The following is a 21,474-nucleotide window of genomic DNA, read 5'->3' on the forward strand; positions in this document are numbered from 1 at the left end:
ACAACACGGCCCGCTCAAGCTTGCGAGTCCCAAGCACATCAAACCCGGAAAACCGCCCCAAAACCCCGCAAAAAAGCCCTCACGGCGCTTTTTTAGGGCAAAAAAGCCCTCGCTTGACTTCGGCATGCCGTTCGGGTTGACTGAAACCAGAAAAGATCAATGATTGATATTTTTAACAACAAAGGTGTTGCATCATGTCGGTACCCCCGCGTGCCGTTCAGCTTAACGAAGCGAACGCGTTCCTTAAGGATCATCCTGAGGTTCTGTACGTAGACCTTCTAATTGCGGATATGAATGGTGTGGTGCGCGGTAAGCGCATCGAACGCACCAGCCTCCACAAGGTTTACGAGAAGGGCATTAACCTGCCTGCCTCTTTATTTGCCCTGGATATCAACGGCTCGACGGTGGAAAGCACCGGCCTGGGCCTGGACATCGGTGATGCTGACCGAATCTGTTATCCAATCCCCGACACCCTGTGCAATGAACCCTGGCAAAAGCGCCCTACCGCGCAGCTGCTGATGACCATGCACGAACTTGAAGGTGAACCTTTCTTCGCCGATCCGCGCGAAGTGCTCCGCCAAGTTGTAAGCAAGTTTGACGACCTCGGCCTGACCATCTGCGCCGCCTTCGAGCTTGAGTTCTACCTGATCGACCAGGAGAACGTGAACGGCCGCCCACAACCGCCCCGTTCGCCTATTTCCGGCAAACGCCCGCACTCGACACAGGTCTACCTGATCGACGACCTCGACGAATACGTCGACTGCCTCCAGGACATCCTGGAAGGTGCCAAGGAGCAAGGCATTCCGGCCGACGCCATCGTCAAGGAAAGCGCCCCGGCGCAGTTCGAAGTGAACCTGCACCACGTCGCCGACCCGATCAAGGCTTGCGACTACGCGGTACTGCTCAAGCGCCTGATCAAGAACATCGCCTACGACCATGAGATGGACACCACCTTCATGGCCAAGCCTTACCCAGGCCAGGCAGGCAACGGCTTGCACGTGCATATCTCCATTCTGGACAAGGACGGCAAGAACATCTTTGCCAGCGAGGATCCCGAGCAGAACGCCGCATTGCGTCACGCAATCGGCGGTGTGCTGGAGACCCTGCCCGCCCAGATGGCGTTCCTGTGCCCCAACGTCAACTCCTACCGTCGTTTCGGTGCACAGTTCTACGTGCCCAATTCGCCGTGCTGGGGCCTGGATAACCGCACCGTAGCGATTCGCGTACCCACCGGCTCGTCCGATGCCGTACGTATCGAACACCGTGTGGCCGGCGCCGATGCCAACCCTTACCTGCTGATGGCTTCGGTCCTGGCGGGCGTGCACCACGGCCTGACCAACAAGATCGAGCCAGGCGCACCGGTGGAAGGCAACAGCTACGAGCAGAACGAGCAAAGCCTGCCGAACAACCTGCGCGATGCCCTGCGTGAGTTGGACGACAGCGAGGTGATGGCCAAGTACATCGATCCTAAGTACATCGATATCTTTGTTGCCTGTAAGGAAAGTGAGCTGGAGGAGTTTGAACACTCCATCTCCGACCTCGAGTACAACTGGTACCTGCATACCGTGTAAGTGGTTGCAGCAGTAAAAAACGCTACAGGCCTTGGGCTGTGGCGTTTTTTTATGGGTTTATCCTGGGAGACCGAGTCGACCTCATCGGGAGCAAGCCCCCTCCCACACTGACCGAGTTCCACATTTGGAATGGGGTCAACTGTGGGAGGGGGCTTGCTCCCGATGGCGGCCTGGCAGACAACACACCTCCCTGCTCATACAATGCCCGCTGCCTTGTAGGAGACATCCATGACCACCCGCCCCGCCGCCCCTCGCAAACCCCGCGCCCGCAGCCAGGCGCGGATCGACGCGATCCTCGACGCCGCCCGCACCTTGCTGGCCACCGAAGGCGTGGCGAGTTTGTCGATCTACAGCGTGGCCGAACGAGCACAGATTCCACCGTCGTCGGTGTATCACTTCTTCGCCAGTGTGCCGGCGTTGCTGGAGGCGTTGACCGCCCAGGTACACGCCGCCTTCCGCGCCGCCATCCAGGCGCCCATCGAACATGACTCACTCAAGCACTGGCGCGACCTGTCCTGCATCGTTGAACAGCGCATGCTCAACGTTTACGACCAGGACGCGGCTGCACGTCAGTTGATCCTGGCACAGCACGGGTTGACTGAGGTGACCCAGGCCGATCGTCAGCATGATCTGGAGTTGGGGGACTTGATGCTGGAGGTGTTCAACCGCCACTTCGAAGTGCCGAGCTTGCCCAAGAACGTGGATGTATTTGCCCTGGCGCTGGAGCTGAGCGACCGCGTGTATGCGCGCTCGGTGCATCAGCATGGGCTGATCACGCCGCGTATGGCAGAGGAAGGGATGCGCGTGTTTGATGCTTATGTGGGGCTTTATTTGCCGGCGTATCTGCCCAAGCGGTGAGCCTTGTGTTGGCTGGGCCGGCCCCATCGGGAGCAAGCCCCCTCCCACACTTTGAATGTATTCACAGATCTAAATGTGGGAGGGGCGGTGCGACGATTCGACTTGCTCCCGATAAGGGCCTCAAGAGCAACACACATCACAACTTGGCAATCGACACCTCAGTGGATTTCACGAAGGCAATCACTTCACTGCCAATCACCAGCTCCAGCTCTTTCACCGAACGCGTAGTGATCACCGAAGTAACAATGCCGGACGCAGTCTGCACATCGATTTCCGACAGTACGTCACCGACCACGATTTCCTTGATGGTGCCTTTGAACTGGTTACGCACGTTAATGGCTTTGATAGTCATGGTGTTGTTCCTTCTAAGGGCAAGTGAGTTATTGCGCCCAACGCAATTGCGTCGGCAGCGGTGAAACAGGTTCGGGTTCCGGCGGTGAACCAGGCAGCGACAGCACGCGGTTGAGCACTTCGGCTTCCAGTGCGGCCAGGCGATGTGAACCTCGGGCCCGTGGGCGTGGCAGGTCGACATTCAGGTCGAGGCCGATTTCGCCGTTTTCAATCAGAATCACCCGGTCGGCAATTGCCACGGCCTCGCTGACATCATGGGTCACCAGCAACACGGTAAAGCCATGCTTCTGCCAGAGGTTTTCGATCAATTGCTGCATCTCGATGCGGGTCAGGGCATCCAGCGCCCCCAGCGGCTCGTCGAGCAGCAACAGGCGCGGTTGGTGGATCAGCGCACGGGCCAATGCCACACGCTGCTTCTGGCCACCGGACAAGGCCGCCGGCCATTCATTAGCGCGCTCGGCCAGGCCCACCGCTTCCAAGGCTTGCAGCGCTCGAGGGCGCCAGTTGCCTGTGAGGCCAAGGCCGACGTTGTCGATGATCTTTTTCCACGGCAGCAAACGCGCTTCCTGGAACATCAAACGCGTGTCTTCAATGGCCTCGTGCAGCGGTGCGGAGCCGGCCAGCAGCTCGCCGCCACTGGCTTTGTCCAGGCCCGCCAACAGGCGCAGCAAGGTACTTTTGCCGCAGCCACTGCGACCGACCACGGCCACGAACTGCCCCGCCGGAATATGCAGATCAATTTCTTTGAGCACTTCCCGCGCACCAAAGGCCTTGCGCAACTTGCGCACCGCCAGCGGGATGCCTTTCAACAGGCGTGGAGGTTGTTGAGCGGTCATGCCGCACCTCCTTTATTTACTTGATAAGCCGGGTGCCAGCGCAGCCACACACGTTCCAGGCCACGGGCGGCCAGGTCGGCGAGTTTGCCGAGGATGGCGTACATGACGATGGCCAGCACCACCACGTCGGTTTGCAGGAATTCACGGGCGTTCATCGCCAGGTAGCCGATACCGGAGCTGGCCGAAATGGTTTCCGCCACGATCAGGGTCAGCCACATAAAGCCCAGGGCAAAACGCACGCCCACCAGGATCGACGGCAGCGCGCCCGGCAGGATCACTTGCCAGAACAGGCTGAACCCGGACAAACCGTAGCTGCGCGACATTTCCACCAGCGCCGGGTCGACGTTGCGGATGCCGTGGTAGGTGTTCAGGTAGATCGGGAACAACGTGCCCAGAGCCACCAGGAAAATCTTCGCGGTTTCGTCAATACCGAACCACAGGATCACCAGCGGAATCAGCGCCAGGTGCGGTACGTTACGAATCATCTGCACAGAGCTGTCCAGCAAACGCTCGCCCCACTTCGACAAACCGGTGATAAAGCCCAGGGCCAAACCGATGCTGCCGCCGATCACAAAGCCCAGGCCAGCACGCCAGCCACTGATGGCCAGGTGTGTCCAGATTTCGCCGCTGACCACCAGGTTGACTCCGGCTTCGATCACCGCACTCGGCGCTGGCAGGATGCGCGTCGACAGCCAACCCGCCGAAACTGACAACTGCCACACCGCCAACAACAAGATCGGCAGCACCCAGGGCGCCACGCGATGGCTGAATTTTTCAAAGTCCATGGCGGCGCCTCAACTCTGTGACGCAGCTTTAGGAAGGATATCGTTGGCGACCATCTCGCCGAACGGGCTGACGTAGCCAGCACTTTTCGGGAGCTCGGGACGCTCGATATCCAGGTGCGGGAACAACAGCTCGGCGACCCGATAAGACTCCTCCAGGTGCGGATAACCGGAGAAAATAAAGGTATCGATGCCCAGGTCCGCGTATTCCTTGACCCGCGCTGCAACCGTCGGACCATCGCCGACCAGCGCGGTCCCGGCACCGCCCCGCACCAGGCCGACGCCTGCCCACAGGTTGGGGCTGACTTCCAGGTTGTCACGGCTGCCGCCATGCAAGGCCGCCATGCGTTGCTGGCCGACCGAGTCGAAGCGCGCCAGGGACGCCTGGGCGCGGGCGATGGTGTCGTCATCCAGATGGGAGATGAGTTTGTCGGCGGCTTTCCAGGCCTCTTCGTTGGTTTCGCGCACAATCACATGCAGGCGAATGCCGAAACGCAGAGTACGTCCGAGTTTTTCGGCTTTGGCGCGAACCTGGGCGATTTTTTCCGCAACCGCAGCCGGGGGTTCGCCCCAGGTCAGCACCATTTCCACCTGTTCGGCTGCCAGGTCCTGGGCGGCTTCGGAGGAGCCACCGAAGTACAGCGGCGGGCGCGGTTGCTGGACCGGCGGGTAAAGCAGCTTGGCGCCTTTGACGCTGATGTGCTCGCCGTCGTAGTCCACGGTTTCGCCCTCCAGCACTCGGCGCCAGATGCGGGTGAATTCCACCGAGGCCTGGTAGCGCTCTTCGTGGCTGAGGAACAAGCCGTCGCCGGCCAGCTCTTCGGGGTCACCGCCGGTGACCAGGTTGAACAACGCGCGACCACCGGACAAGCGGTCCAGGGTTGCGGCCTGGCGTGCGGCCACCGTCGGGGAAATGATCCCGGGGCGCAGGGCGACCAGGAATTTCAAGCGCTGGGTCACTGGAATCAGCGAGGCCGCCACCAGCCACGAGTCTTCGCAGGAACGACCGGTGGGGATCAACACCCCACCGAAACCCAGGCGGTCAGCGGCCTGGGCCACTTGTTGCAGGTAACCGTGGTCGACGGCGCGAGCGCCTTCGGCGGTGCCAAGGTAATGGCCGTCGCCATGGGTAGGCAGGAACCAGAAAATATTGAGGCTCATGGAGTTGTCTCCTGAAGAAATCGGATTACGGCGCTTTGGCAACCGTGGCGGATGGCGTCCAGATCACGTCCTTGATGCTCAAGGGCTTGGGGATCAATTTGAGTTGGTAGAAGGTGTCGGCGATTTTTTGCTGGGCGGCGACTACTTCGGGCGTCAGGAACAGCGCGCCGTAGCCCTGGCGTTTCACCGAGGTCAGGGTGATGTCGGCTGGCAGGCCCAGCAGTGGTGCGACTTGTTCGGTGACCTGCTGAGGGTTGGCCTTGGACCACTCGCCCACTGCGCGCACTTCTTCCACCAATGCCTTGATCACTTCAGGGTGTTGCTCGGCATAGGGCTTGGTGGCCAGGTAGAACTGATGGTTGTCGGCGATGCCGGTGCCGTCACGCAGGGTGCGGGCCTGCAGTTGATTCTCGGCGGCAGCCTGGTACGGGTCCCAAATCACCCAGGCGTCTACGCTGCCGCGCTCGAATGCGGCGCGGGCATCAGCGGGCGGCAGGAATACCGTCTTCACGTCGGTGTAGTTGAGGCCGGCATCTGCCAAGGCACGCACCAGCAGGTAGTGCACGTTGGAGCCTTTGTTGAGCACGACCTTTTTGCCCTTCAACTCGGCCACCGATTTGATCGGCGAGTCCTTGGGCACCAGGATCGCTTCGCTGGTGGGCGCTGGTGGTTCGTAGGCAACATAGAGCAGATCAGCGCCGGCAGCCTGGGCAAAGACCGGTGGGGTTTCACCGGTGACGCCGAAGTCGATGGCGCCGACGTTCAGGCCCTCGAGCAACTGCGGTCCGCCGGGGAACTCGGTCCACTGCACCTGCACGCCTTGGGCGGCGAGGCGTTTTTCCAGGGAGCCCTTGGCCTTGAGCAGCACCAGGGTGCCGTACTTCTGATAACCGATCCGCAGGGTCTCGGCGGCTTGGGCTTGAACAATGGCGCCGAAGGACACAGCCGCAGCAAACAGTGCGACCAGACCACGACGCAAGATGACAGTGCGCATGGCGCTCTCTCCACAGTTGCGATTAGGGTTTTGGCTGCACCTGCTTGGCCGTTGGCGGCTGAGTAAGGTGAGTGTTTCTCGATATTGGGTAAGGCTCAGATGCTCCAGCGAGCGCTCAACAAACGTTCATTCAATACATCGGGGTCCAGTGGTTTCGGGCGCCGGGCCATGGCGCTGTAGAGCTGTTCCAGGGCCTCGTGCAAACGCTGCTCGAGCACTGGCACCAGTTGCGCCTGGACGCTGCCTTCGCCATAGGCGATCTGGCTGTCCTCGGCAAAAATACCGTGAAGCAATTCCTGGGCTTTGAGGGCCGACAACACCGGCTTCAACGCGTAGTCCACCGCCAGCATGTGGGCGATGCTGCCCCCGGTGGCTATCGGCAACACCACCTTATGAGCCAGGGCGCGTTCAGGCAGCAGGTCCAACACGGTTTTCAACGCGCCGGAAAACGACGCCTTGTACACCGGCGTGGCAATCACCAGGCCGTCGGCATTGGCCACCTGTTGCAGCAGATCGATGACCTTGGGGCTGTCGAAGCGCGCATGCAGCAAGTCCTCGGCCGGGAAGTCCCGTATCTGGTAACTCACCACCTCCACGCCCTGGCGTTGCAGCCATTGGCGGGTTTTATCCAGCAGCACCCCGGAGCGGGAACGCTGGCTGGGACTGCCTCCAAGTGTTACGACCAGCATGTAGGGAATTCCTTAAGCAAGTGTCAGCGGTTCGCGATGTGATGGTGCCAAGATGGGACAGACCTTAGCAGCAGATTTATATATCTATAAATCTTATTTATTCATTTGTTTATTCCATAAATACATAAGCCATTGATCAATCACCAGACGAAAAAAAGGCCGTTAAAACGACCTGAAAACCCCCTGCTGTGTAAGTACCAGTTGTAGGAGCGAGCTTGCTCGCGAAAAACTCATAGGCGCCGCGCTCATCCAGAAACTACGCGTTACCGTTAACGTTTTTCGCGAGCAAGCTCGCTCCTACAGAGAGCTTGTGCGTAACGCCTTAACGGTTGGGTTGTGGGGTGAGGCGCAGATAGGGCTTCACCGCGCGGCAGCCCTTCGGAAAGCGTTTCTTGATCTCTTCCTCATCCTTGAGCGACGGCACGATCACCACCTCATCCCCATCCTGCCAGTTGGCCGGCGTGGCGACCTTGTGGTTGTCGGTCAGTTGCAGTGAGTCGATCACCCGCAGGATTTCATGGAAGTTACGCCCGGTGCTGGCCGGGTAGGTGATGGTCAGGCGGATCTTCTTGTTCGGGTCGATCACGAACAAGGAGCGCACGGTGAGCGTGTCACTGGCGTTCGGATGGATCAGGTCGTAGAGGTCCGAGACCTTGCGATCCGCATCGGCCAGGATCGGGAAGTTGACGATGGTGTTCTGGGTTTCGTTGATGTCTTCGATCCACTTGTGGTGCGAGTCCACTGGGTCTACCGACAGGGCGATAGCCTTGACGCCACGTTTGGCAAATTCGTCCTTGAGCTTGGCAGTGAAGCCCAGCTCGGTAGTGCACACCGGAGTGAAGTCCGCCGGATGGGAAAACAGCACACCCCAGCTGTCTCCCAGCCATTCGTGGAAACGAATCTTGCCGGCGCTGGAATCCTGTTCGAAGTCGGGGGCGATGTCGCCCAGTCGTAGGCTCATGGTGTAGCTCCTGGTGAGTGCTTATGGAGCCCACTGTGCATGGATATAAGATTTTTTAAAAAGAATAAATATCGATTTATCTAGACGATAAAGGAATATTAAAAATGTGTTCACTGGACTTGGGTACAAGCGGGGATCAACATTGTTTTCAAGGTTCGAGAAGGCCTTGAGACGCTGTAAAAAGAGGGTTCAGGAAGGGCTTGCGGGGGTTGAGCCCGACTTGAAAAAAGCAACACACCTTGCCCGGCATTGCGCCGGGCAAGGTTTTACAGGCTTACAACAGCGGGATCGAGTAGCTGACGATCAGGCGGTTTTCGTCCTGGTTACGTGTGCTGGCGATATCGCTGCGCCACATAGCGTTTTTCCACGCCACGCCAACGTTCTTCAGCGGACCTTCCGGTACGACGTAGGCAACAGTGATGTCACGTTCCCACTCGGACTGGCCGGTGAACTCGGTACGGTTGCTGGAGACGGTGTCGATATGATCACCTTTCAGGTAAACCACACCAGCGGTCAGACCAGGCACACCAACCTTGGCGAAGTCGTAGGAGTAGCGAGCTTGCCAGGTACGCTCGCCGGCACGGGCGAACTTCTGGATCTGCATGTCGGTGGTGATGTAGGCCGACGAGCCGTCACCCTGGTTCAGCCAAGGGAAGTCGCTGCTGCCGTTGCTGACCTGGTAACCGCCACCGAAGGTGTGACCGGCAACCGAGTACAGGAACAGACCGCTGTACAGGTTGTTATCCACCTTGCCACGACCGTTGTTGACGCCACCGTAGTTACCTGTGGAGAAGTAGGCGGACTGGTTGCCGTTGTTACCGTCGTCGGAGCTGTTGAAGTAACGCAGGTCGGACTTCAGCACGCCAGGGCCGATAGCCCAGTTATGGGTCAGGCCCAGGAAGTGTTGCTTGTAGAAGTCTTCCAGGTTGCCGTAGTAGTACTGGGCGGTCAGGTCCTTGGTGATCTTGTAGTCACCACCGGCGTAGTAGAACTTGTTGCTCGAACGCCAGTTCGCACCACGGCTGTTGGCGCCGGAGATGGACAGGCTTTCATTGTTGCTGGAGTTACGGCCCTTGGCTTTTTCGATCTGGCCGGCGACCAGGGTCAGGTCCTTGATGTCGCTGGAGGTGATCTGGCCACCCTGGAAGGTCTGCGGCAGCATACGACCATCGTTGGTGACGATCACCGGCAGCTTAGGCTGCAAGGTACCCAGCTTCAGTTCGGTCTGGGAGATCTTGGCTTTGGCAGTCAGGCCCAGGCTGGAGTAGTTATCAACGGCTTCGCCATTGGACTTGCTCGGGAAGATGGTGCCGCCGTAGGAGCTGGCAGTCGCACCGTTGGTGCCGCCGCCGGAATCCAGGCGAACACCCAGCAGGCCGATAGCGTCAAGACCGAAGCCGACGGTGCCTTGGGTGTAACCGGAGATGAAACGCAGATCGAAGCCTTGGCCCCACTCTTCGTTCTTGTTCGCACCAGCGCCTTCGCGGTTATCGGTGTTGATGTAGAAGTTACGCAGGCCCAGTGTGGCCTTGCTGTCTTCGATGAAACCGGCGGCGCCTGCTTGCTGGGCGATTGCGCCCAATGCTACAGCCACAGCCAAGGTGGACTTCTTCATGTACCGCTCCTCTCGTTTCTAATTTTTGTATTTCTTTGGTCCCGGGTCTGACGCCCTGGATCCACAGATGCGCGATTAGCGCCAGATAGTGACTACCAAGTCAATCGTAACCTTGTGTGTCTACTACCTTGGTCTAATCGCAGTTGATTTGGTCCCTGCAGGGTAATGAGTTTTTCATACACCCAAAAAGAATTATTTCATTCTTTTTCATACGATCCAGGAATAAGACTTTCCATGCAGCAGACGGGTCAGGATGGACGCACCGCTCCATAAGCTAATTCCTAAAGGGTATTTACCAGTGCTTTTTTATATCGATTAGTGTGGCCGTACGGTGCATACGTCACTCACGATCAAAAAGGCGACGCCATCATGGCCAAACGCACATCCTCCCGTCAATTTGTTACAGTTTTTGTATCGCTAATACTTTCTTTTAGTGTCAGTGCCGCCGATTTAACCGTCGGCTATCAAACCGGCATCGACCCCAGCAAAGTCCCCCAGGCCGACGGCCTCTACGAAAAAACCATTGGTGAGAAAATCGCCTGGCGCCGGTTCAACAGTGGGCCGGAGGTAGTCACAGCCATTGCCTCGGGTGATGTACAAATCGGCAACCTCGGTTCCAGCCCCCTCGCCGCAGCCGCTTCGCGCAATCTACCCATCGTCGCGTTTATCGTATCGGCACAGATCAACACTTCTGAAGCCCTGGTAGTGCGTAATGGCAGTGGCATCGACAAACCCGCAGACCTGATCGGCAAAACCATCGCCACGCCCTTCGTCTCAACCTCCCATTACAGCCTGCTCGGCGCGCTGAAGCACTGGGGGCTGGACACTAAACAAGTCAAAGTGGTGAACCTGCAACCGGCCGAGATCACCGCCGCCTGGAAACGCGGTGACATTGATGGGGCCTTCGTGTGGTCACCGGCCCTGGGCGAAATCCGCAAGACCGGCAAAACCCTGACAGACGCTGCGCAGGTGGGCCAGTGGGGCGCACCAACGTTTGAAGTGTGGGTCGTGCGCAAGGATTTCGCGGAAAAACACCCTGACGTCGTGGCTAAATTCGCCAAGGTCACCCTCGACTCATTCGCCGATTATGCCGCCCATAAAGACAGCTGGACGGTGGACTCGGAGCCGGTGCAGAAGATCGCTAGATTGACCGGCGCCAATGCGATCGACATTCCTGAGCTGTTGGCCGGTACAACGTTCCCGGATACACAGGCGCAGCACACCGATGCGCTGCTTGAAGGCGGCACGGCGAAGGCGATTGGGGAGACGGCGAAGTTCTTGAAGGAGCAAGGCAAGGTGGAGACGGTGTTGCCGGATTATTCGGCGTATGTGACCGACAAATTTATCAGCCGCTAAGCAGATCAAATGTGGGAGGGGGCTTGCTCCCGATAGCGGTCTGTCAGTGACTTATCTGTTAACTGACCCCACCGCTATCGGGAGCAAGCCCCCTCCCACATTTACAAGGCCTTCTCGAAGATCTTGGAGTTGCGCTGATAGTTGTAAAGAGACGCCCGCGCCGACGGCAGGCGGTCCACGCTGCTCGGCACAAACCCGCGCTCTCGGAACCAGTGGGCCGTACGAGTAGTGAGCACGAACAACGTCTTCAACCCCTGGGCCCGGGCCCGGGTCTCAATGCGTTCCAGCAATTCATCGCCGCGCCCACCGTGGCGATATTCAGGGTTGACTGCCAGGCATGCCAACTCCCCCGCATCCGAATCCGCAATCTGGTAGAGCGCTGCGCAGGCGATGATCATGCCTTCGCGCTCGACCACGCTGAACTGTTCGATCTCACGCTCCAGCACTTCCCGCGAGCGGCGTACCAGGATGCCCTGCTCTTCCAATGGGCTGATCAGATCGAGCAAGCCGCCGACGTCTTCAATCGCCGCTTCGCGCACCAGCTCGAATTGTTCCTGGGCCACCAGCGTACCGCCACCGTCCCGGGTGAACAGCTCGGTGAGCAAGGCGCCGTCTTCGGCATAGCTGACGATATGGCTGCGCCCCACTCCACCCCGGCAGGCTTGCGCGGCGGCGTCGAGCAGCTCGGCTTGATAGTTGCTGCCCAGGCGTTGCAGGTGCGCTGGCACTTGCTGTGGGCGCAGCTCACGCACCAGACGACCGTTTTCATCGATCAGGCCCAGGTCGGCACCAAACAACAGCAGCTTGTCGGCGCCTAAATCGATGGCAGCGCGGGTGGCGACGTCTTCGCAGGCCAGGTTGAAGATCTCTCCGGTGGGGGAATAACCCAACGGCGACAGCAGCACGATGGAGCGCTCGTCCAGCAGGCGATTAATGCCCTTGCGGTCGACCCGGCGCACTTCGCCGGTGTGGTGGTAGTCGACGCCTTCAAGCACACCAATCGGCCGCGCGGTCACCAGGTTGCCGCTGGCCACCCGCAGGCGCGAGCCCTGCATCGGCGACGAGGCCATATCCATGGACAGGCGCGCTTCAATGGCGATACGCAAATGGCCTACTGCATCGATCACACACTCCAGCGTCGACGCATCGGTGATGCGCAGGCCTTCGTGGTAAGCCGGGGTCAGGCCGCGGGCCTGCAGGCGGGTTTCGATTTGTGGGCGCGAACCGTGCACCAACACCAGCCGCACACCCAGGCTGTGGAGCAGCACCAGGTCGTGGACGATATTGCCGAAATTGGGGTGGTCCACACCATCGCCGGGCAGCATGACCACAAAGGTGCAGTCGCGGTGGGCGTTGATGTATGGCGAAGCGTGGCGAAGCCAATTGACGTATTCGGGCATGGAACCTGGGCCTGTAATAAAAAGCAGCCGAAAAAGGATGAGTCGCAAAAACGCACAGCGGGCTGATGGTTATCGTCGGAACAGGCTTGGCGACACGCTCGCTCTCCTTATGTACGAATGGGCAAAGGTTAATTTATGCAGGTTTCAGGCAGTAATGTTCGATCAGTTCCCGCAATAGACGCACTGTAGGCGTCAAGCGTGACATTTCTAGGTACTCGCCCGGCTGGTGGGCACAGGCGATGTCGCCGGGGCCAAGCACCAGGGTTTCGCAACCAAGGCGCTGAAGATAAGGCGCTTCGGTGCCGAACGCTACTGCTTCGGCACGATGACCGGTCAAACGTTCCGCCACCCGCACCAACTCGGCGTCTTCGGGCTGCTCGAAAGGCGGCACTTCGGGAAACAACGGCGCGTAATCGATCTTGACCTTGTGGCGCTCGGCCAGGGGTTCGAGCTTCTGCCGGATCGCCGCACGCAGCACCTCGGGGTCCATGCCCGGCAAAGGGCGCAGGTCGAATTCGAGGGAACACTGGCCGCAAATGCGGTTGGGGTTGTCGCCGCCGTGGATGCAGCCGAAGTTCAGGGTCGGTTGCGGCACGCTGAATTGCGCATTGCGATACTCACGCTGCCAGGCCAGGCGCAGGCCACGCAATTCGCCAACGGCATCGTGCATGGCTTCGAGGGCGCTGTGGCCCAGGCTTGGGTCCGACGAGTGGCCGCTGCGGCCGAGGATGTCGATGCGCTCCATCATCACGCCCTTGTGCAGGCGGATCGGCTTGAGGCCCGTCGGCTCGCCAATCACCGCCGCCCGTCCCAGCGGCCGCCCCGCCTCGGCCAGGGCGCGTGCACCGGACATGGAGCTTTCCTCGTCACAGGTGGCGAGGATCAGCAGCGGCTGCTTGAATGGCTGGTCCAGCAACGGCAACACCGCTTCAATGGCCAGGGCAAAAAATCCCTTCATGTCGCAACTGCCCAGTCCTACCCAACGGCCATCGACTTCCGTCAGCTTGAGCGGATCGGTCTTCCACAGCGCCGCATCATAAGGAACCGTATCGCTATGGCCCGCCAGCACTAAGCCACCGGGGCCGCTGCCGAAACTGGCGAGCAGGTTGAATTTGCCAGGGCTGACTTGCTGGATATCGATAGCAAAGCCCAAGTCGCCCAGCCACGCGGCGAGCAGATCGATCACCGGGCGGTTGGTCTGGTCGAGCGACGCTTGGGTGCAGCTCACCGACGGCGCGGCGATCAAGGCGGCGAACTGCTCTTTCATGGACGGTAACGGCATGCGCGGTCTCCCAACTTCCCGGATGAAGCTCACTATAGAGGCATCTGCACCACACAATAAACCGTTGCGGCACGTTGCCGGGCTCAGTCCTGTACACTGCACGACCTTGGCAGCCACACTTTTCTCCGGCTGCGCTCCCGATCCTGGATTTTCCGGCCATGCAGAAAGAAACCGAAATCAAGCTCCGCGTCAGCCGCGAAACACTCGCCGCGCTGCGTGAGCACCCGCTACTGAAAAAACGCAACAAAAGTGGCTGGGAACGCCGTGAGTTGATGAACCAGTACTTCGACACTCCCGAGCGCGACCTGGCCCAGGCCAAGGTTGCCCTGCGCCTGCGCAAGGACGGTGACGACATCATCCAGACCCTCAAGACCCGTGGCCAAAGCGTCGCCGGCTTGTCGGAACGCAACGAGTACAACTGGGACCTGCCCAAAGCCAAGCTCGACGTGAAGAAACTCGACGGCGAATGCTGGCCCGAGCAACTGGCCGAACTGGACAAAAAGACCCTCAAGCCGATCTTCACCACCGACTTCGTCCGCGAACGTGCCGAAATCGCCTGGGGCCGCGGCAAAGCCAAGGTGGTGATCGAAGCCGCCCTGGACCTGGGCCATGTGGTGGTCGGCAAGCAGAAGGAAGAAATCTGCGAGCTGGAACTGGAATTGCGCGAAGGCGAACCCGCTGCCCTGCTGGAACTGGCCGCCGAACTGGCCGCAACCCTGGCGCTGATGCCCTGTGACATCAGCAAGGCCGAGCGCGGCTATCGCCTGTACGATGCCAGCAGCTACTCCCTGAGCCTGCCGGCGCCGCAGATCCACGCCGAAATGCCGCTGGACGATGCTTTCGCCGCAATCATGTGGCACCTGCTGGGCAGCAGCCAGCGCCTGGCCGAGCAATACCGTTTCAACGGCCACTGGCGCCTGCTGCAGGACTGGGTCGAAAATCTCGGCGAATTGCGTGCCCTGATCGGCAGCCTCGGCCAGGCCGCCCCGCGCCAGTCCACCAGTGAGCTGCGCAGCGCCCTGGATGCACTGCTGGAAGACTGGCGCCCGCTGGTGCAGGCCGGTGATGACGATGAAGACATTCGTAAAGCCGCGCCGGAGCAGTTCGTCGAAGAATTGACCGACGTTCGCTGGGGCCTGTTCTCACTGAACACTTCGCGCTGGCTGCTGGCCCGCACCTGGACCGCCGAGCGTAACGTACGCGGTAACCGCCAGGGCGCTGCGCAAATCACCAACTGGCTGCCACGCCTGTTGGCCGACGACGCCGTCGCCCTGCAACTGCCACGCTACCAGCAACAGCCGGAAGACCTGGCCGAGCAACTGCCGCGCATCGAACGCATCCAGGCCTGGCTGCACCATGCGCGTCATGTGGTGGACATTCCGGAGCTGGACCGCCTGTACGGCGAGCTGAACAAGCTCGCACACCTGGCCAACCAGCCGATTACCGATGAGTCGCTGGATGCGCGTATGCATCAGGCGATTGCGGTGTACCAGAATCGGGCCTGGAAGACCCTGCTGCGTCTGTAACGCTATCTACCCTGTAGGAGCGAGCTTGCTCGCGAAGATCGTTAACGATAACGCGCAAAGCCTGGCACCCACGTTGCTCTTGAGTTTTTCGCGAGCAAGCTCGCTCCTACATTAAGGGCCCTCCCTGTCAGCGCAATACTGGCAGGCTGGTAGTGGACTTGATCTCCGACAACGCCACAATCGAATTGACCTCCTGGATCCCCGGCACCATCGACAATTTGTCAAAGAAAAACCGTTCGTACGCCTCGATGTCCGACGCGACGATACGCAGCAGAAAATCCACCGCGCCCATCAGCACATAACACTCCAGCACCTCCGGAAACCCACGGATCGCCTCGGTGAACTCAGTGAAGTTGGAGCGGCCGTGGGCATTGAGTTTGACCTCGGCAAAAATTTGCGTGTTAAGCCCGATTTTCTTGCGATCCAGCAAGGTGACCTGGCCGCGGATCACCCCCTCTTCCTTGAGCCGCTGAATGCGCCGCCAACAGGGTGACTGCGACAGGCCGACCTGCTCGGCGATCTGTGCGCTGGAGAGCGAGGCATCCTCTTGCAGCAGGGCCAGGATGCGGCGGTCATAGACGTCCAACTCACTGTGCATAGAAATACCTGCAAATAATCTTATTTTGAATTGTTCTATTTGATTAACCACAAAATCAGCTCATCTTAGATAAGAATTCTCCCGAGGCGAATGTAAAAATTTCTCCAGTCGAATCTGGAGAGTCAGCATGTATGCCGTCGAAACCAACCACCCTGCCACCCGCGTCGATGCCTGGGCTGTCAACAGCGCACATTGCCAGGCGCACTATCGCATCGTCGCCGAAGCGGAACCGGACGTGCTGTGCCGGGTGCTGAATTATTTTGCGCTGCAGTTCCTGACCCCAGCCCAGGTCAGTGTGAACCGGGAAGCCGACCTGCTGAACATCGACATCGTGATGGACGGCCTGAGCTGGCACCGCGCCCAAGTGATCGGTGAAAAGATTCGAAACCTGATCAGCGTATGCGCCTTGGAGCTGTGGCCGGTTGATTCCGAGCGGCCTCAAGCGCTGGCGGCAAGTGCCGGGTAACAGCCTGCAAAACACCCAGGGAGGAGGAAGTCCAGAGGTTGGCTAGCCTGGGATTACATCCCTAGCCTCCCAGGAAAACCTGCATGTCCGTTGCCTCCCGCGATTACCCCTTGGAACTGCATCAATTGCTGCCGACATTGATCGAGCAAGGGCTGATCACGGCGCAGGCGGCGCAAAACGTTTCGGCAACGCCCTGCAGCCTGCATCCTCTGGAATGCATCGCGGCCGAAGGCCCTTGCCTGGAGAGCCTGACCCAATGGCTGGCTGGGCATGTGGGCCAGCCTTACCTGCGCATCGACCCGTTGCAGATCGACGTAGCGGCGGTGGTGCCCCTGATGTCCCATGCCTTCGCCCAACGCCACGGCATTCTTGCAGTGGCCGTGGATGCGCAGAGCGTCACGGTCGCCAGCGCCCAGCCCCATGTCAGTGCTTGGGAAGCCGGGCTCGCCCAGGTGCTCAAGCGTTCGATCAAGCGCGTAGTTGCCAACCCCCGGGATATCCAGCGCTGCATCAACGAGTTTTACCGCCTGGCCAAGTCAGTCAGTGGCGCCGATCAAAAGATGACGACGCCCGGCAACGGCGAACTGCTCAGCCTGGGCGCCAGCGACAAGGAGCCGGAGGCCAATGACGCCCATATCGTCAACATCGTCGACTGGCTGTTGCAGTACGCCTTTGCCCAACGGGCCAGCGATATCCACATCGAGCCCTGCCGCCAGCAGGGCCGGGTGCGCTTTCGCATCGATGGGCTGTTGCACGACGTCTATCAATTTCCGCCCCAGGTCACCAAGGCGGTGGTCAGCCGTTTGAAAAGCCTCGGGCGAATGAATGTGGCCGAGAAACGCAAGCCCCAGGATGGCCGCGTCAAGACCAGGAACCCGGCGGGCGTCGAGGTGGAACTGCGCCTCTCGACCCTGCCGACCGCGTTTGGCGAAAAGCTGGTGGTGCGGATTTTTGATCCCCAGGTATTGCTCAAGGACTTCGACCAGTTGGGCTTGTCGAGCACAGACCAGCAGCGCTGGCACGCCATGACCCGTCAAACCAATGGCATCATTCTGGTCACAGGCCCGACCGGCTCGGGCAAGACCAGCACCCTCTACACCACCCTCAAGCAACTGGCGACCCGGGAGGTCAACCTGTGCACCGTGGAGGACCCGATCGAAATGGTCGAGCCGGCCTTCAACCAAATGCAGGTGCAGCACAACATCGACCTGACCTTCGCCAGCGGCATCCGCGCCCTGCTGCGCCAGGACCCGGACATCATCATGATCGGCGAAATACGCGACCAGGAAACCGCAGAGATGGCGATCCAGGCCGCGTTGACCGGGCACTTGGTGCTCTCGACCCTGCATACCAACGATGCACCCAGCGCCATCAGTCGCCTACAAGAGCTGGGGATTGCTCATTATTTGATCAAGGCTACGCTGATAGGCGTTATGGCGCAGCGCCTGGTGCGGGTGTTGTGCACCCACTGCAAGCGCCCGGCAGCGCTGGAAGATGTTGGCGGCTTCGAGGCGGTTGGCTGTGCGGAATGTCGTGACAGCGGTTATCGGGGCCGAGCCGGGCTCTACGAAATCATGCCCATGGACCCAGCGCTCAAGAGTCTGGTCACTCCCGGCGCGGACATACAGGCACTGCGCCGCGGGGCATTGGCGCAGGGCATGAGCAGCCTGCGCATGGCCGGCATCGATAAAGTGAAGGCCGGCCTGACCACGATGACAGAGGTATTACGGGTCACGCCTGGGGATTCAGAAACAAATCCTTTGTTTGTCGGGCCGTAAAACCGTCTTTATCCGTGACCAGACCGTTACAATCGGCCTAATGTCGTTCACTGACACCTTCAGATAGGGAATCGTTATGCAGATCGGAACCGTACTGCTTCTTTTCGTGGGATTGGCCATCGCCATCCTGTTCATGGGTTTCAAAGTGGTGCCCCAAGGCTACCAGTGGACCGTCGAACGTTTCGGCCGCTACACCAACACCCTCAAGCCCGGCCTGAACATCATCATCCCGGTCATGGACCGCATCGGTCGCAAGATCAACGTGATGGAAAGCGTGCTGGATATCCCGCCCCAGGAAGTCATCACGGCCGACAATGCCACCGTGCAGATCGATGCCGTGTGCTTCTTCCAGGTGGTCAACACCGCCCAGGCCGCCTACGAGGTCAACAACCTCGAACATGCCATCCGCAACCTGCTGCAAACCAATATCCGTACCGTTCTCGGCTCCATGGAGCTGGATGCCATGCTGAGCCAGCGCGACGGTATCAACGAAAAACTGCTGCGCACCGTGGATGAAGCCACCGCGCCGTGGGGCATCAAGATCACCCGTATCGAGATCAAGGACATCAGCCCGCCCGCCGACCTGATGGCGGCCATGTCCGGCCAGATGAAAGCCGAGCGGATCAAGCGTGCACAGATCCTCGAAGCCGAGGGCCTTCGGGCGTCGGCGATCCTGACGGCCGAGGGCAAGAAGCAGGCGCAGATCCTCGAAGCCGAAGGTAGCCGCCAGGCGGCATTCCTGGAATCCGAAGCCCGTGAACGCCAGGCCGAAGCCGAAGCCCGGGCGACACAAGTGGTGTCGGAGGCGATCGCGTCGGGTAACGTGCAGGCGGTGAACTACTTCGTTGCGCAAAAATACATCGATGCCCTGGGCAAGCTGGCATCGGCCAACAACAGCAAAGTCATCCTTATGCCACTGGAAGCCAGCCAGGTGATTGGCGCAGTGGGTGGTATCGGCGAGATCGTCAAGGCGACTTTCGGCAACCAGAAAGGCTGAGGCCATCACTATGTGGGAGTTCCTGCTGCATTTGTCGTTCTGGGATTGGTTGGCGCTTGGCACCGTGCTGTTGATTCTTGAGGTGTTCGGTGCCGGAGGTTACCTGCTGTGGATGGGTATCGCCGCCGCCGCTGTGGGCGTGATCAAGTTCCTGGTGCCGCCGCTCGGGCTGGAATGGCAACTGCTGCTGTTTGCCGTGTTGTCGATATTGACCGCGGTGTACTGGTGGAAACGCCAGCGCAGCAGTGCCAAGGCCAGCGATCAACCGGGGCTGAATGAGCGTGGTACCGAGTTGATTGGGCGCACCTTCGTGGTGCACCAGGCAATTGTGGATGGCCGTGGCAAGGTCAAGGTCGGCGATGGGGTATGGATGGTCACTGGCGCCGACACGCCTGCAGGCGCTCAAGTACGCGTGGTTGGCCTGGAAGGGGTGATTTTAAAGGTTGAAACTGTTTAGTCAGTGATGGAACTCGATCGGCTTAACTACAATCAAAACGTACAGATAACCCACCGGAGTCACCCATCATGCGTCTCAAATATGCTGTCGCCACCCTCGCTGTGCTTTCCCTTCCTGTCGGCTCAGCCATGGCCGATAGCTTCTGGCGTAATGTCATCTCGTCGGGCGCCACCACCGGCTCGACGTACCTGACCTTCAAGGACCACAAGCTGGTCGTTGCCGCCCAGGATGATGCAGGCAGCTTCGTTGCCAGCGACGGCGGCATTCGCGGCCCGTACCTGGAAGCGGCCATGCAGAAAGTCCGCGCCGACAACCCTGGCCTCAAGGCCACGGACATGGAGCTGGCCAACGCCATTCTCGCGAAGAACGCCGTAGCCGAGTAACCATGCCCGATAAAAAATGCCGCTTTTACAAGCGGCATTTTTTTGCCTGCACGCTGACGAATCGTTCACGAGCGACAGGCTATATTCAGTCGCGCCATGCAACCATGTGCTACTGAGCCCCCTATTACTCATCGCCTACCGAACGGATGCCCTCTTCGACATGAGCCAACTGCCCTTCCTGCCGTTTTCCAAACCTACCATTGATGAAGCCACCATTTCGGCGGTGGGCGATGTCCTGCGTTCCGGCTGGATCACCAGCGGGCCGAAGGTGCAGGCGTTCGAAGCGCAGTTGTCGGAGTACTTTGGCGGGCGCCCGGTGCGTACCTTCAACTCGGGCACCTGCACCATGGAAATCGCCTTGCGCATCGCCGGCATCGGGCCTGGGGATGAGGTCATCACCACGCCAATTTCCTGGGTTGCCACGGCCAACGTCATCCTCGAGGTGGGTGCCACGCCCGTATTTGCCGATATTGACCCGGTAACCCGCAACATTGACCTGGCCCAGGTCGAAGCGGCTATCACCCCGCGTACCAAGGCGATCATCCCGGTCTACCTGGCCGGTTTGCCCCTGGATATGCCGATGCTTTACGCAATGGCGAACAAGTACAACCTGCGTATCGTCGAAGATGCAGCCCAGGCCCTGGGCTCCAGTTGGGATGGAGAGCGAATTGGCGCCACCGGCGACTTCGTATCGTTCAGCTTCCAAGCGAACAAGAACATCACCTCGTCCGAGGGTGGCTGCCTGGTGTTGAACAACGCCGAGGAAGCCCGCCTGGCAGAGAAATATCGTCTGCAGGGCGTGACCCGCAGCGGTTTCGACGGCTTGGATGTGGATGTGTTGGGCGGCAAGTTCAATATGACCGACATTGCCGCAGCCATTGGCCTGGGGCAGTTTGCGCATATCGAGAAGATCACCGCCCACCGCCAGAACCTGGCGCGCCATTACTTCAAGTGCTTTGGCAGTGATTTTGAAGAGAAATACGGCGCGCAACTACCGCCGCCGGACTTCGAAAACAGCAACTGGCACCTGTTCCAACTGGTGCTGCCGGAGCGTCACGATGGCCTGCCGGCACGTGCGACGTTCATGGAGCAGATGCAGGCCCAGGGCGTCGGCATTGGCTATCACTACCCACCCATCCACCTGCTGAGCCTGTATCGGGCGCAGGGTTTCAAGGAAGGCATGTACCCGGTGGCAGAGCGTGTCGGGCGTTTGATCGTGTCGTTGCCAATGTTTACGGCGATGACGGAGGCGGATGTAGAGCGGGCTGTGGCGGCGGTTAAAGCAGTGTTGAAAGCCGGCTGACCACTTGGCAAGCGCGATCAAATGTGGGAGGGGGCTTGCCCCCGATGACGGAGTGTCAGTCAGCATATTTTTAACTGACCCACCGCTATCGGGGCAAGCCTCCTCCCACA

21 protein-coding genes are annotated in these 21,474 nt (G+C 59.7%); 10 read left to right on the forward strand and 11 right to left on the reverse strand.

Annotated elements, in window-relative coordinates:
* Nucleotides 1-194: 194 nt before the first annotated feature.
* Together QYQ93_RS27920 and QYQ93_RS27925 are read left to right on the forward strand one after the other, a co-directional pair.
* Nucleotides 195-1,571: a glutamine synthetase family protein gene (locus QYQ93_RS27920; protein WP_003213894.1), complete on the forward strand. Its 1,377-nt coding sequence runs from the start codon at nucleotides 195-197 to the stop codon at nucleotides 1,569-1,571.
* A gap of 228 nt (nucleotides 1,572-1,799) precedes the next feature.
* Nucleotides 1,800-2,429: a TetR/AcrR family transcriptional regulator gene (locus QYQ93_RS27925; protein ID WP_338475944.1), complete on the forward strand. Its 630-nt coding sequence runs from the start codon at nucleotides 1,800-1,802 to the stop codon at nucleotides 2,427-2,429.
* Between the two features lie 136 nt (nucleotides 2,430-2,565).
* Here QYQ93_RS27925 and QYQ93_RS27930 read toward each other — a convergent pair whose 3' ends face one another.
* From QYQ93_RS27930 to QYQ93_RS27965, 8 genes are all read right to left on the reverse strand, one after another.
* Nucleotides 2,566-2,781 carry a TOBE domain-containing protein gene (locus tag QYQ93_RS27930; protein WP_003176783.1) on the reverse strand — a complete coding sequence of 72 codons (216 nt, stop codon included), beginning with the start codon at nucleotides 2,779-2,781 and terminating at the stop codon, nucleotides 2,566-2,568.
* Between the two features lie 28 nt (nucleotides 2,782-2,809).
* Nucleotides 2,810-3,616 (reverse strand): aliphatic sulfonates ABC transporter ATP-binding protein, encoded by an 807-nt coding sequence (gene ssuB / locus QYQ93_RS27935; RefSeq protein ID WP_043046980.1) that lies wholly within the window; start codon nucleotides 3,614-3,616, stop codon nucleotides 2,810-2,812.
* Nucleotides 3,613-4,401, reverse strand: coding sequence for an aliphatic sulfonate ABC transporter permease SsuC (gene ssuC / locus QYQ93_RS27940; protein ID WP_043046979.1), 789 nt, complete (start codon nucleotides 4,399-4,401; stop codon nucleotides 3,613-3,615). Before ssuC ends, ssuB begins: the two co-directional genes overlap by 4 nt.
* 9 nt (nucleotides 4,402-4,410) lie before the next feature.
* Nucleotides 4,411-5,559: an FMNH2-dependent alkanesulfonate monooxygenase gene (gene ssuD / locus QYQ93_RS27945; protein WP_005792361.1), complete on the reverse strand. Its 1,149-nt coding sequence runs from the start codon at nucleotides 5,557-5,559 to the stop codon at nucleotides 4,411-4,413.
* Nucleotides 5,560-5,584: 25 nt separating this feature from the next.
* Nucleotides 5,585-6,553, reverse strand: coding sequence for a sulfonate ABC transporter substrate-binding protein (locus tag QYQ93_RS27950; protein ID WP_338475945.1), 969 nt, complete (start codon nucleotides 6,551-6,553; stop codon nucleotides 5,585-5,587).
* A gap of 95 nt (nucleotides 6,554-6,648) precedes the next feature.
* Entirely contained in the window at nucleotides 6,649-7,242 is a 594-nt protein-coding gene (gene ssuE, locus QYQ93_RS27955) for an NADPH-dependent FMN reductase (RefSeq protein WP_043046976.1), read from the reverse strand.
* Nucleotides 7,243-7,564: 322 nt separating this feature from the next.
* Complete coding sequence (locus QYQ93_RS27960) at nucleotides 7,565-8,203, reverse strand: peroxiredoxin (RefSeq protein ID WP_338475946.1); 639 nt, start codon at nucleotides 8,201-8,203, stop codon at nucleotides 7,565-7,567.
* 274 nt (nucleotides 8,204-8,477) lie between these two features.
* Nucleotides 8,478-9,818 (reverse strand): OprD family porin, encoded by a 1,341-nt coding sequence (locus tag QYQ93_RS27965; protein WP_217880812.1) that lies wholly within the window; start codon nucleotides 9,816-9,818, stop codon nucleotides 8,478-8,480.
* A gap of 369 nt (nucleotides 9,819-10,187) precedes the next feature.
* Here QYQ93_RS27965 and tauA point away from each other — a divergent pair, with 369 nt between their 5' ends.
* The gene (gene tauA / locus QYQ93_RS27970) at nucleotides 10,188-11,174 is read left to right on the forward strand and encodes a taurine ABC transporter substrate-binding protein (protein WP_043046974.1); all 987 of its coding nucleotides are present in this window, start codon (nucleotides 10,188-10,190) and stop codon (nucleotides 11,172-11,174) included.
* Between the two features lie 101 nt (nucleotides 11,175-11,275).
* On the opposite strand, the gene argA is transcribed toward tauA, so the two are convergent.
* Both argA and argE read right to left on the reverse strand, forming a co-directional pair.
* Nucleotides 11,276-12,574, reverse strand: coding sequence for an amino-acid N-acetyltransferase (gene argA, locus QYQ93_RS27975; protein ID WP_043046973.1), 1,299 nt, complete (start codon nucleotides 12,572-12,574; stop codon nucleotides 11,276-11,278).
* Nucleotides 12,575-12,707: 133 nt separating this feature from the next.
* Entirely contained in the window at nucleotides 12,708-13,856 is a 1,149-nt protein-coding gene (gene argE / locus QYQ93_RS27980) for an acetylornithine deacetylase (protein WP_043046972.1), read from the reverse strand.
* Between the two features lie 158 nt (nucleotides 13,857-14,014).
* On the opposite strand from argE, the gene QYQ93_RS27985 reads away from it, so the two are divergent.
* A complete protein-coding gene (locus QYQ93_RS27985; protein WP_043046971.1) occupies nucleotides 14,015-15,382 on the forward strand; it encodes an inorganic triphosphatase in 1,368 nt (455 codons plus the stop codon).
* A gap of 127 nt (nucleotides 15,383-15,509) precedes the next feature.
* Here the strand turns inward: QYQ93_RS27985 and QYQ93_RS27990 are convergent, their stop codons facing one another.
* Nucleotides 15,510-15,980, reverse strand: coding sequence for an Lrp/AsnC family transcriptional regulator (locus QYQ93_RS27990; RefSeq protein WP_043046970.1), 471 nt, complete (start codon nucleotides 15,978-15,980; stop codon nucleotides 15,510-15,512).
* A 127-nt stretch (nucleotides 15,981-16,107) separates the two neighbouring features.
* Between QYQ93_RS27990 and QYQ93_RS27995 the strand changes: the two genes are divergently transcribed.
* The 6 genes from QYQ93_RS27995 to QYQ93_RS28020 all read left to right on the forward strand — a co-directional run bounded on the left by QYQ93_RS27995 (nucleotide 16,108) and on the right by QYQ93_RS28020 (nucleotide 21,364).
* Nucleotides 16,108-16,446, forward strand: a complete 339-nt coding sequence (locus tag QYQ93_RS27995) for a hypothetical protein (protein ID WP_338475948.1) — start codon at nucleotides 16,108-16,110, stop codon at nucleotides 16,444-16,446.
* Between the two features lie 83 nt (nucleotides 16,447-16,529).
* Complete coding sequence (locus QYQ93_RS28000) at nucleotides 16,530-18,224, forward strand: GspE/PulE family protein (protein ID WP_043046968.1); 1,695 nt, start codon at nucleotides 16,530-16,532, stop codon at nucleotides 18,222-18,224.
* Between the two features lie 76 nt (nucleotides 18,225-18,300).
* Nucleotides 18,301-19,221 carry an SPFH domain-containing protein gene (locus tag QYQ93_RS28005; RefSeq protein WP_003195285.1) on the forward strand — a complete coding sequence of 307 codons (921 nt, stop codon included), beginning with the start codon at nucleotides 18,301-18,303 and terminating at the stop codon, nucleotides 19,219-19,221.
* Nucleotides 19,222-19,231: 10 nt separating this feature from the next.
* On the forward strand, nucleotides 19,232-19,678 hold the full coding sequence (locus QYQ93_RS28010; protein ID WP_043046967.1) for an NfeD family protein: 447 nt from the start codon (nucleotides 19,232-19,234) through the stop codon (nucleotides 19,676-19,678).
* A gap of 68 nt (nucleotides 19,679-19,746) precedes the next feature.
* A complete protein-coding gene (locus tag QYQ93_RS28015; protein ID WP_034116324.1) occupies nucleotides 19,747-20,061 on the forward strand; it encodes a DUF2388 domain-containing protein in 315 nt (104 codons plus the stop codon).
* Between the two features lie 160 nt (nucleotides 20,062-20,221).
* Nucleotides 20,222-21,364: a DegT/DnrJ/EryC1/StrS family aminotransferase gene (locus QYQ93_RS28020; protein ID WP_043046965.1), complete on the forward strand. Its 1,143-nt coding sequence runs from the start codon at nucleotides 20,222-20,224 to the stop codon at nucleotides 21,362-21,364.
* Nucleotides 21,365-21,474: the final 110 nt, after the last annotated feature.

Origin of the sequence: Pseudomonas khavaziana, assembly GCF_036704165.1 — a bacterium.
Classification (GTDB): Bacteria; Pseudomonadota; Gammaproteobacteria; order Pseudomonadales; family Pseudomonadaceae; genus Aquipseudomonas; species Aquipseudomonas khavaziana.

Excerpts from the sequence above, each read along its gene's own strand:
- QYQ93_RS27950 (WP_338475945.1), bottom strand. The coding sequence starts at position 6,553 with ATGCGCACTGTCATCTTGCGTCGTGGTCTGGTCGCACTGTTTGCTGCG.
- QYQ93_RS27920 (WP_003213894.1), top strand. The coding sequence starts at position 195 with ATGTCGGTACCCCCGCGTGCCGTTCAGCTTAACGAAGCGAACGCGTTC.
- QYQ93_RS27985 (WP_043046971.1), top strand. The coding sequence starts at position 14,015 with ATGCAGAAAGAAACCGAAATCAAGCTCCGCGTCAGCCGCGAAACACTC.
- QYQ93_RS28010 (WP_043046967.1), top strand. The coding sequence starts at position 19,232 with ATGTGGGAGTTCCTGCTGCATTTGTCGTTCTGGGATTGGTTGGCGCTT.
- QYQ93_RS28020 (WP_043046965.1), top strand. The coding sequence starts at position 20,222 with ATGAGCCAACTGCCCTTCCTGCCGTTTTCCAAACCTACCATTGATGAA.
- ssuE (WP_043046976.1), bottom strand. The coding sequence starts at position 7,242 with ATGCTGGTCGTAACACTTGGAGGCAGTCCCAGCCAGCGTTCCCGCTCC.
- QYQ93_RS28005 (WP_003195285.1), top strand. The coding sequence starts at position 18,301 with ATGCAGATCGGAACCGTACTGCTTCTTTTCGTGGGATTGGCCATCGCC.
- QYQ93_RS28015 (WP_034116324.1), top strand. The coding sequence starts at position 19,747 with ATGCGTCTCAAATATGCTGTCGCCACCCTCGCTGTGCTTTCCCTTCCT.
- QYQ93_RS27960 (WP_338475946.1), bottom strand. The coding sequence starts at position 8,203 with ATGAGCCTACGACTGGGCGACATCGCCCCCGACTTCGAACAGGATTCC.
- QYQ93_RS27965 (WP_217880812.1), bottom strand. The coding sequence starts at position 9,818 with ATGAAGAAGTCCACCTTGGCTGTGGCTGTAGCATTGGGCGCAATCGCC.
- ssuB (WP_043046980.1), bottom strand. The coding sequence starts at position 3,616 with ATGACCGCTCAACAACCTCCACGCCTGTTGAAAGGCATCCCGCTGGCG.
- ssuD (WP_005792361.1), bottom strand. The coding sequence starts at position 5,559 with ATGAGCCTCAATATTTTCTGGTTCCTGCCTACCCATGGCGACGGCCAT.
- argE (WP_043046972.1), bottom strand. The coding sequence starts at position 13,856 with ATGCCGTTACCGTCCATGAAAGAGCAGTTCGCCGCCTTGATCGCCGCG.
- QYQ93_RS28000 (WP_043046968.1), top strand. The coding sequence starts at position 16,530 with ATGTCCGTTGCCTCCCGCGATTACCCCTTGGAACTGCATCAATTGCTG.
- QYQ93_RS27990 (WP_043046970.1), bottom strand. The coding sequence starts at position 15,980 with ATGCACAGTGAGTTGGACGTCTATGACCGCCGCATCCTGGCCCTGCTG.
- tauA (WP_043046974.1), top strand. The coding sequence starts at position 10,188 with ATGGCCAAACGCACATCCTCCCGTCAATTTGTTACAGTTTTTGTATCG.
- QYQ93_RS27925 (WP_338475944.1), top strand. The coding sequence starts at position 1,800 with ATGACCACCCGCCCCGCCGCCCCTCGCAAACCCCGCGCCCGCAGCCAG.
- QYQ93_RS27930 (WP_003176783.1), bottom strand. The coding sequence starts at position 2,781 with ATGACTATCAAAGCCATTAACGTGCGTAACCAGTTCAAAGGCACCATC.
- ssuC (WP_043046979.1), bottom strand. The coding sequence starts at position 4,401 with ATGGACTTTGAAAAATTCAGCCATCGCGTGGCGCCCTGGGTGCTGCCG.
- argA (WP_043046973.1), bottom strand. The coding sequence starts at position 12,574 with ATGCCCGAATACGTCAATTGGCTTCGCCACGCTTCGCCATACATCAAC.
- QYQ93_RS27995 (WP_338475948.1), top strand. The coding sequence starts at position 16,108 with ATGTATGCCGTCGAAACCAACCACCCTGCCACCCGCGTCGATGCCTGG.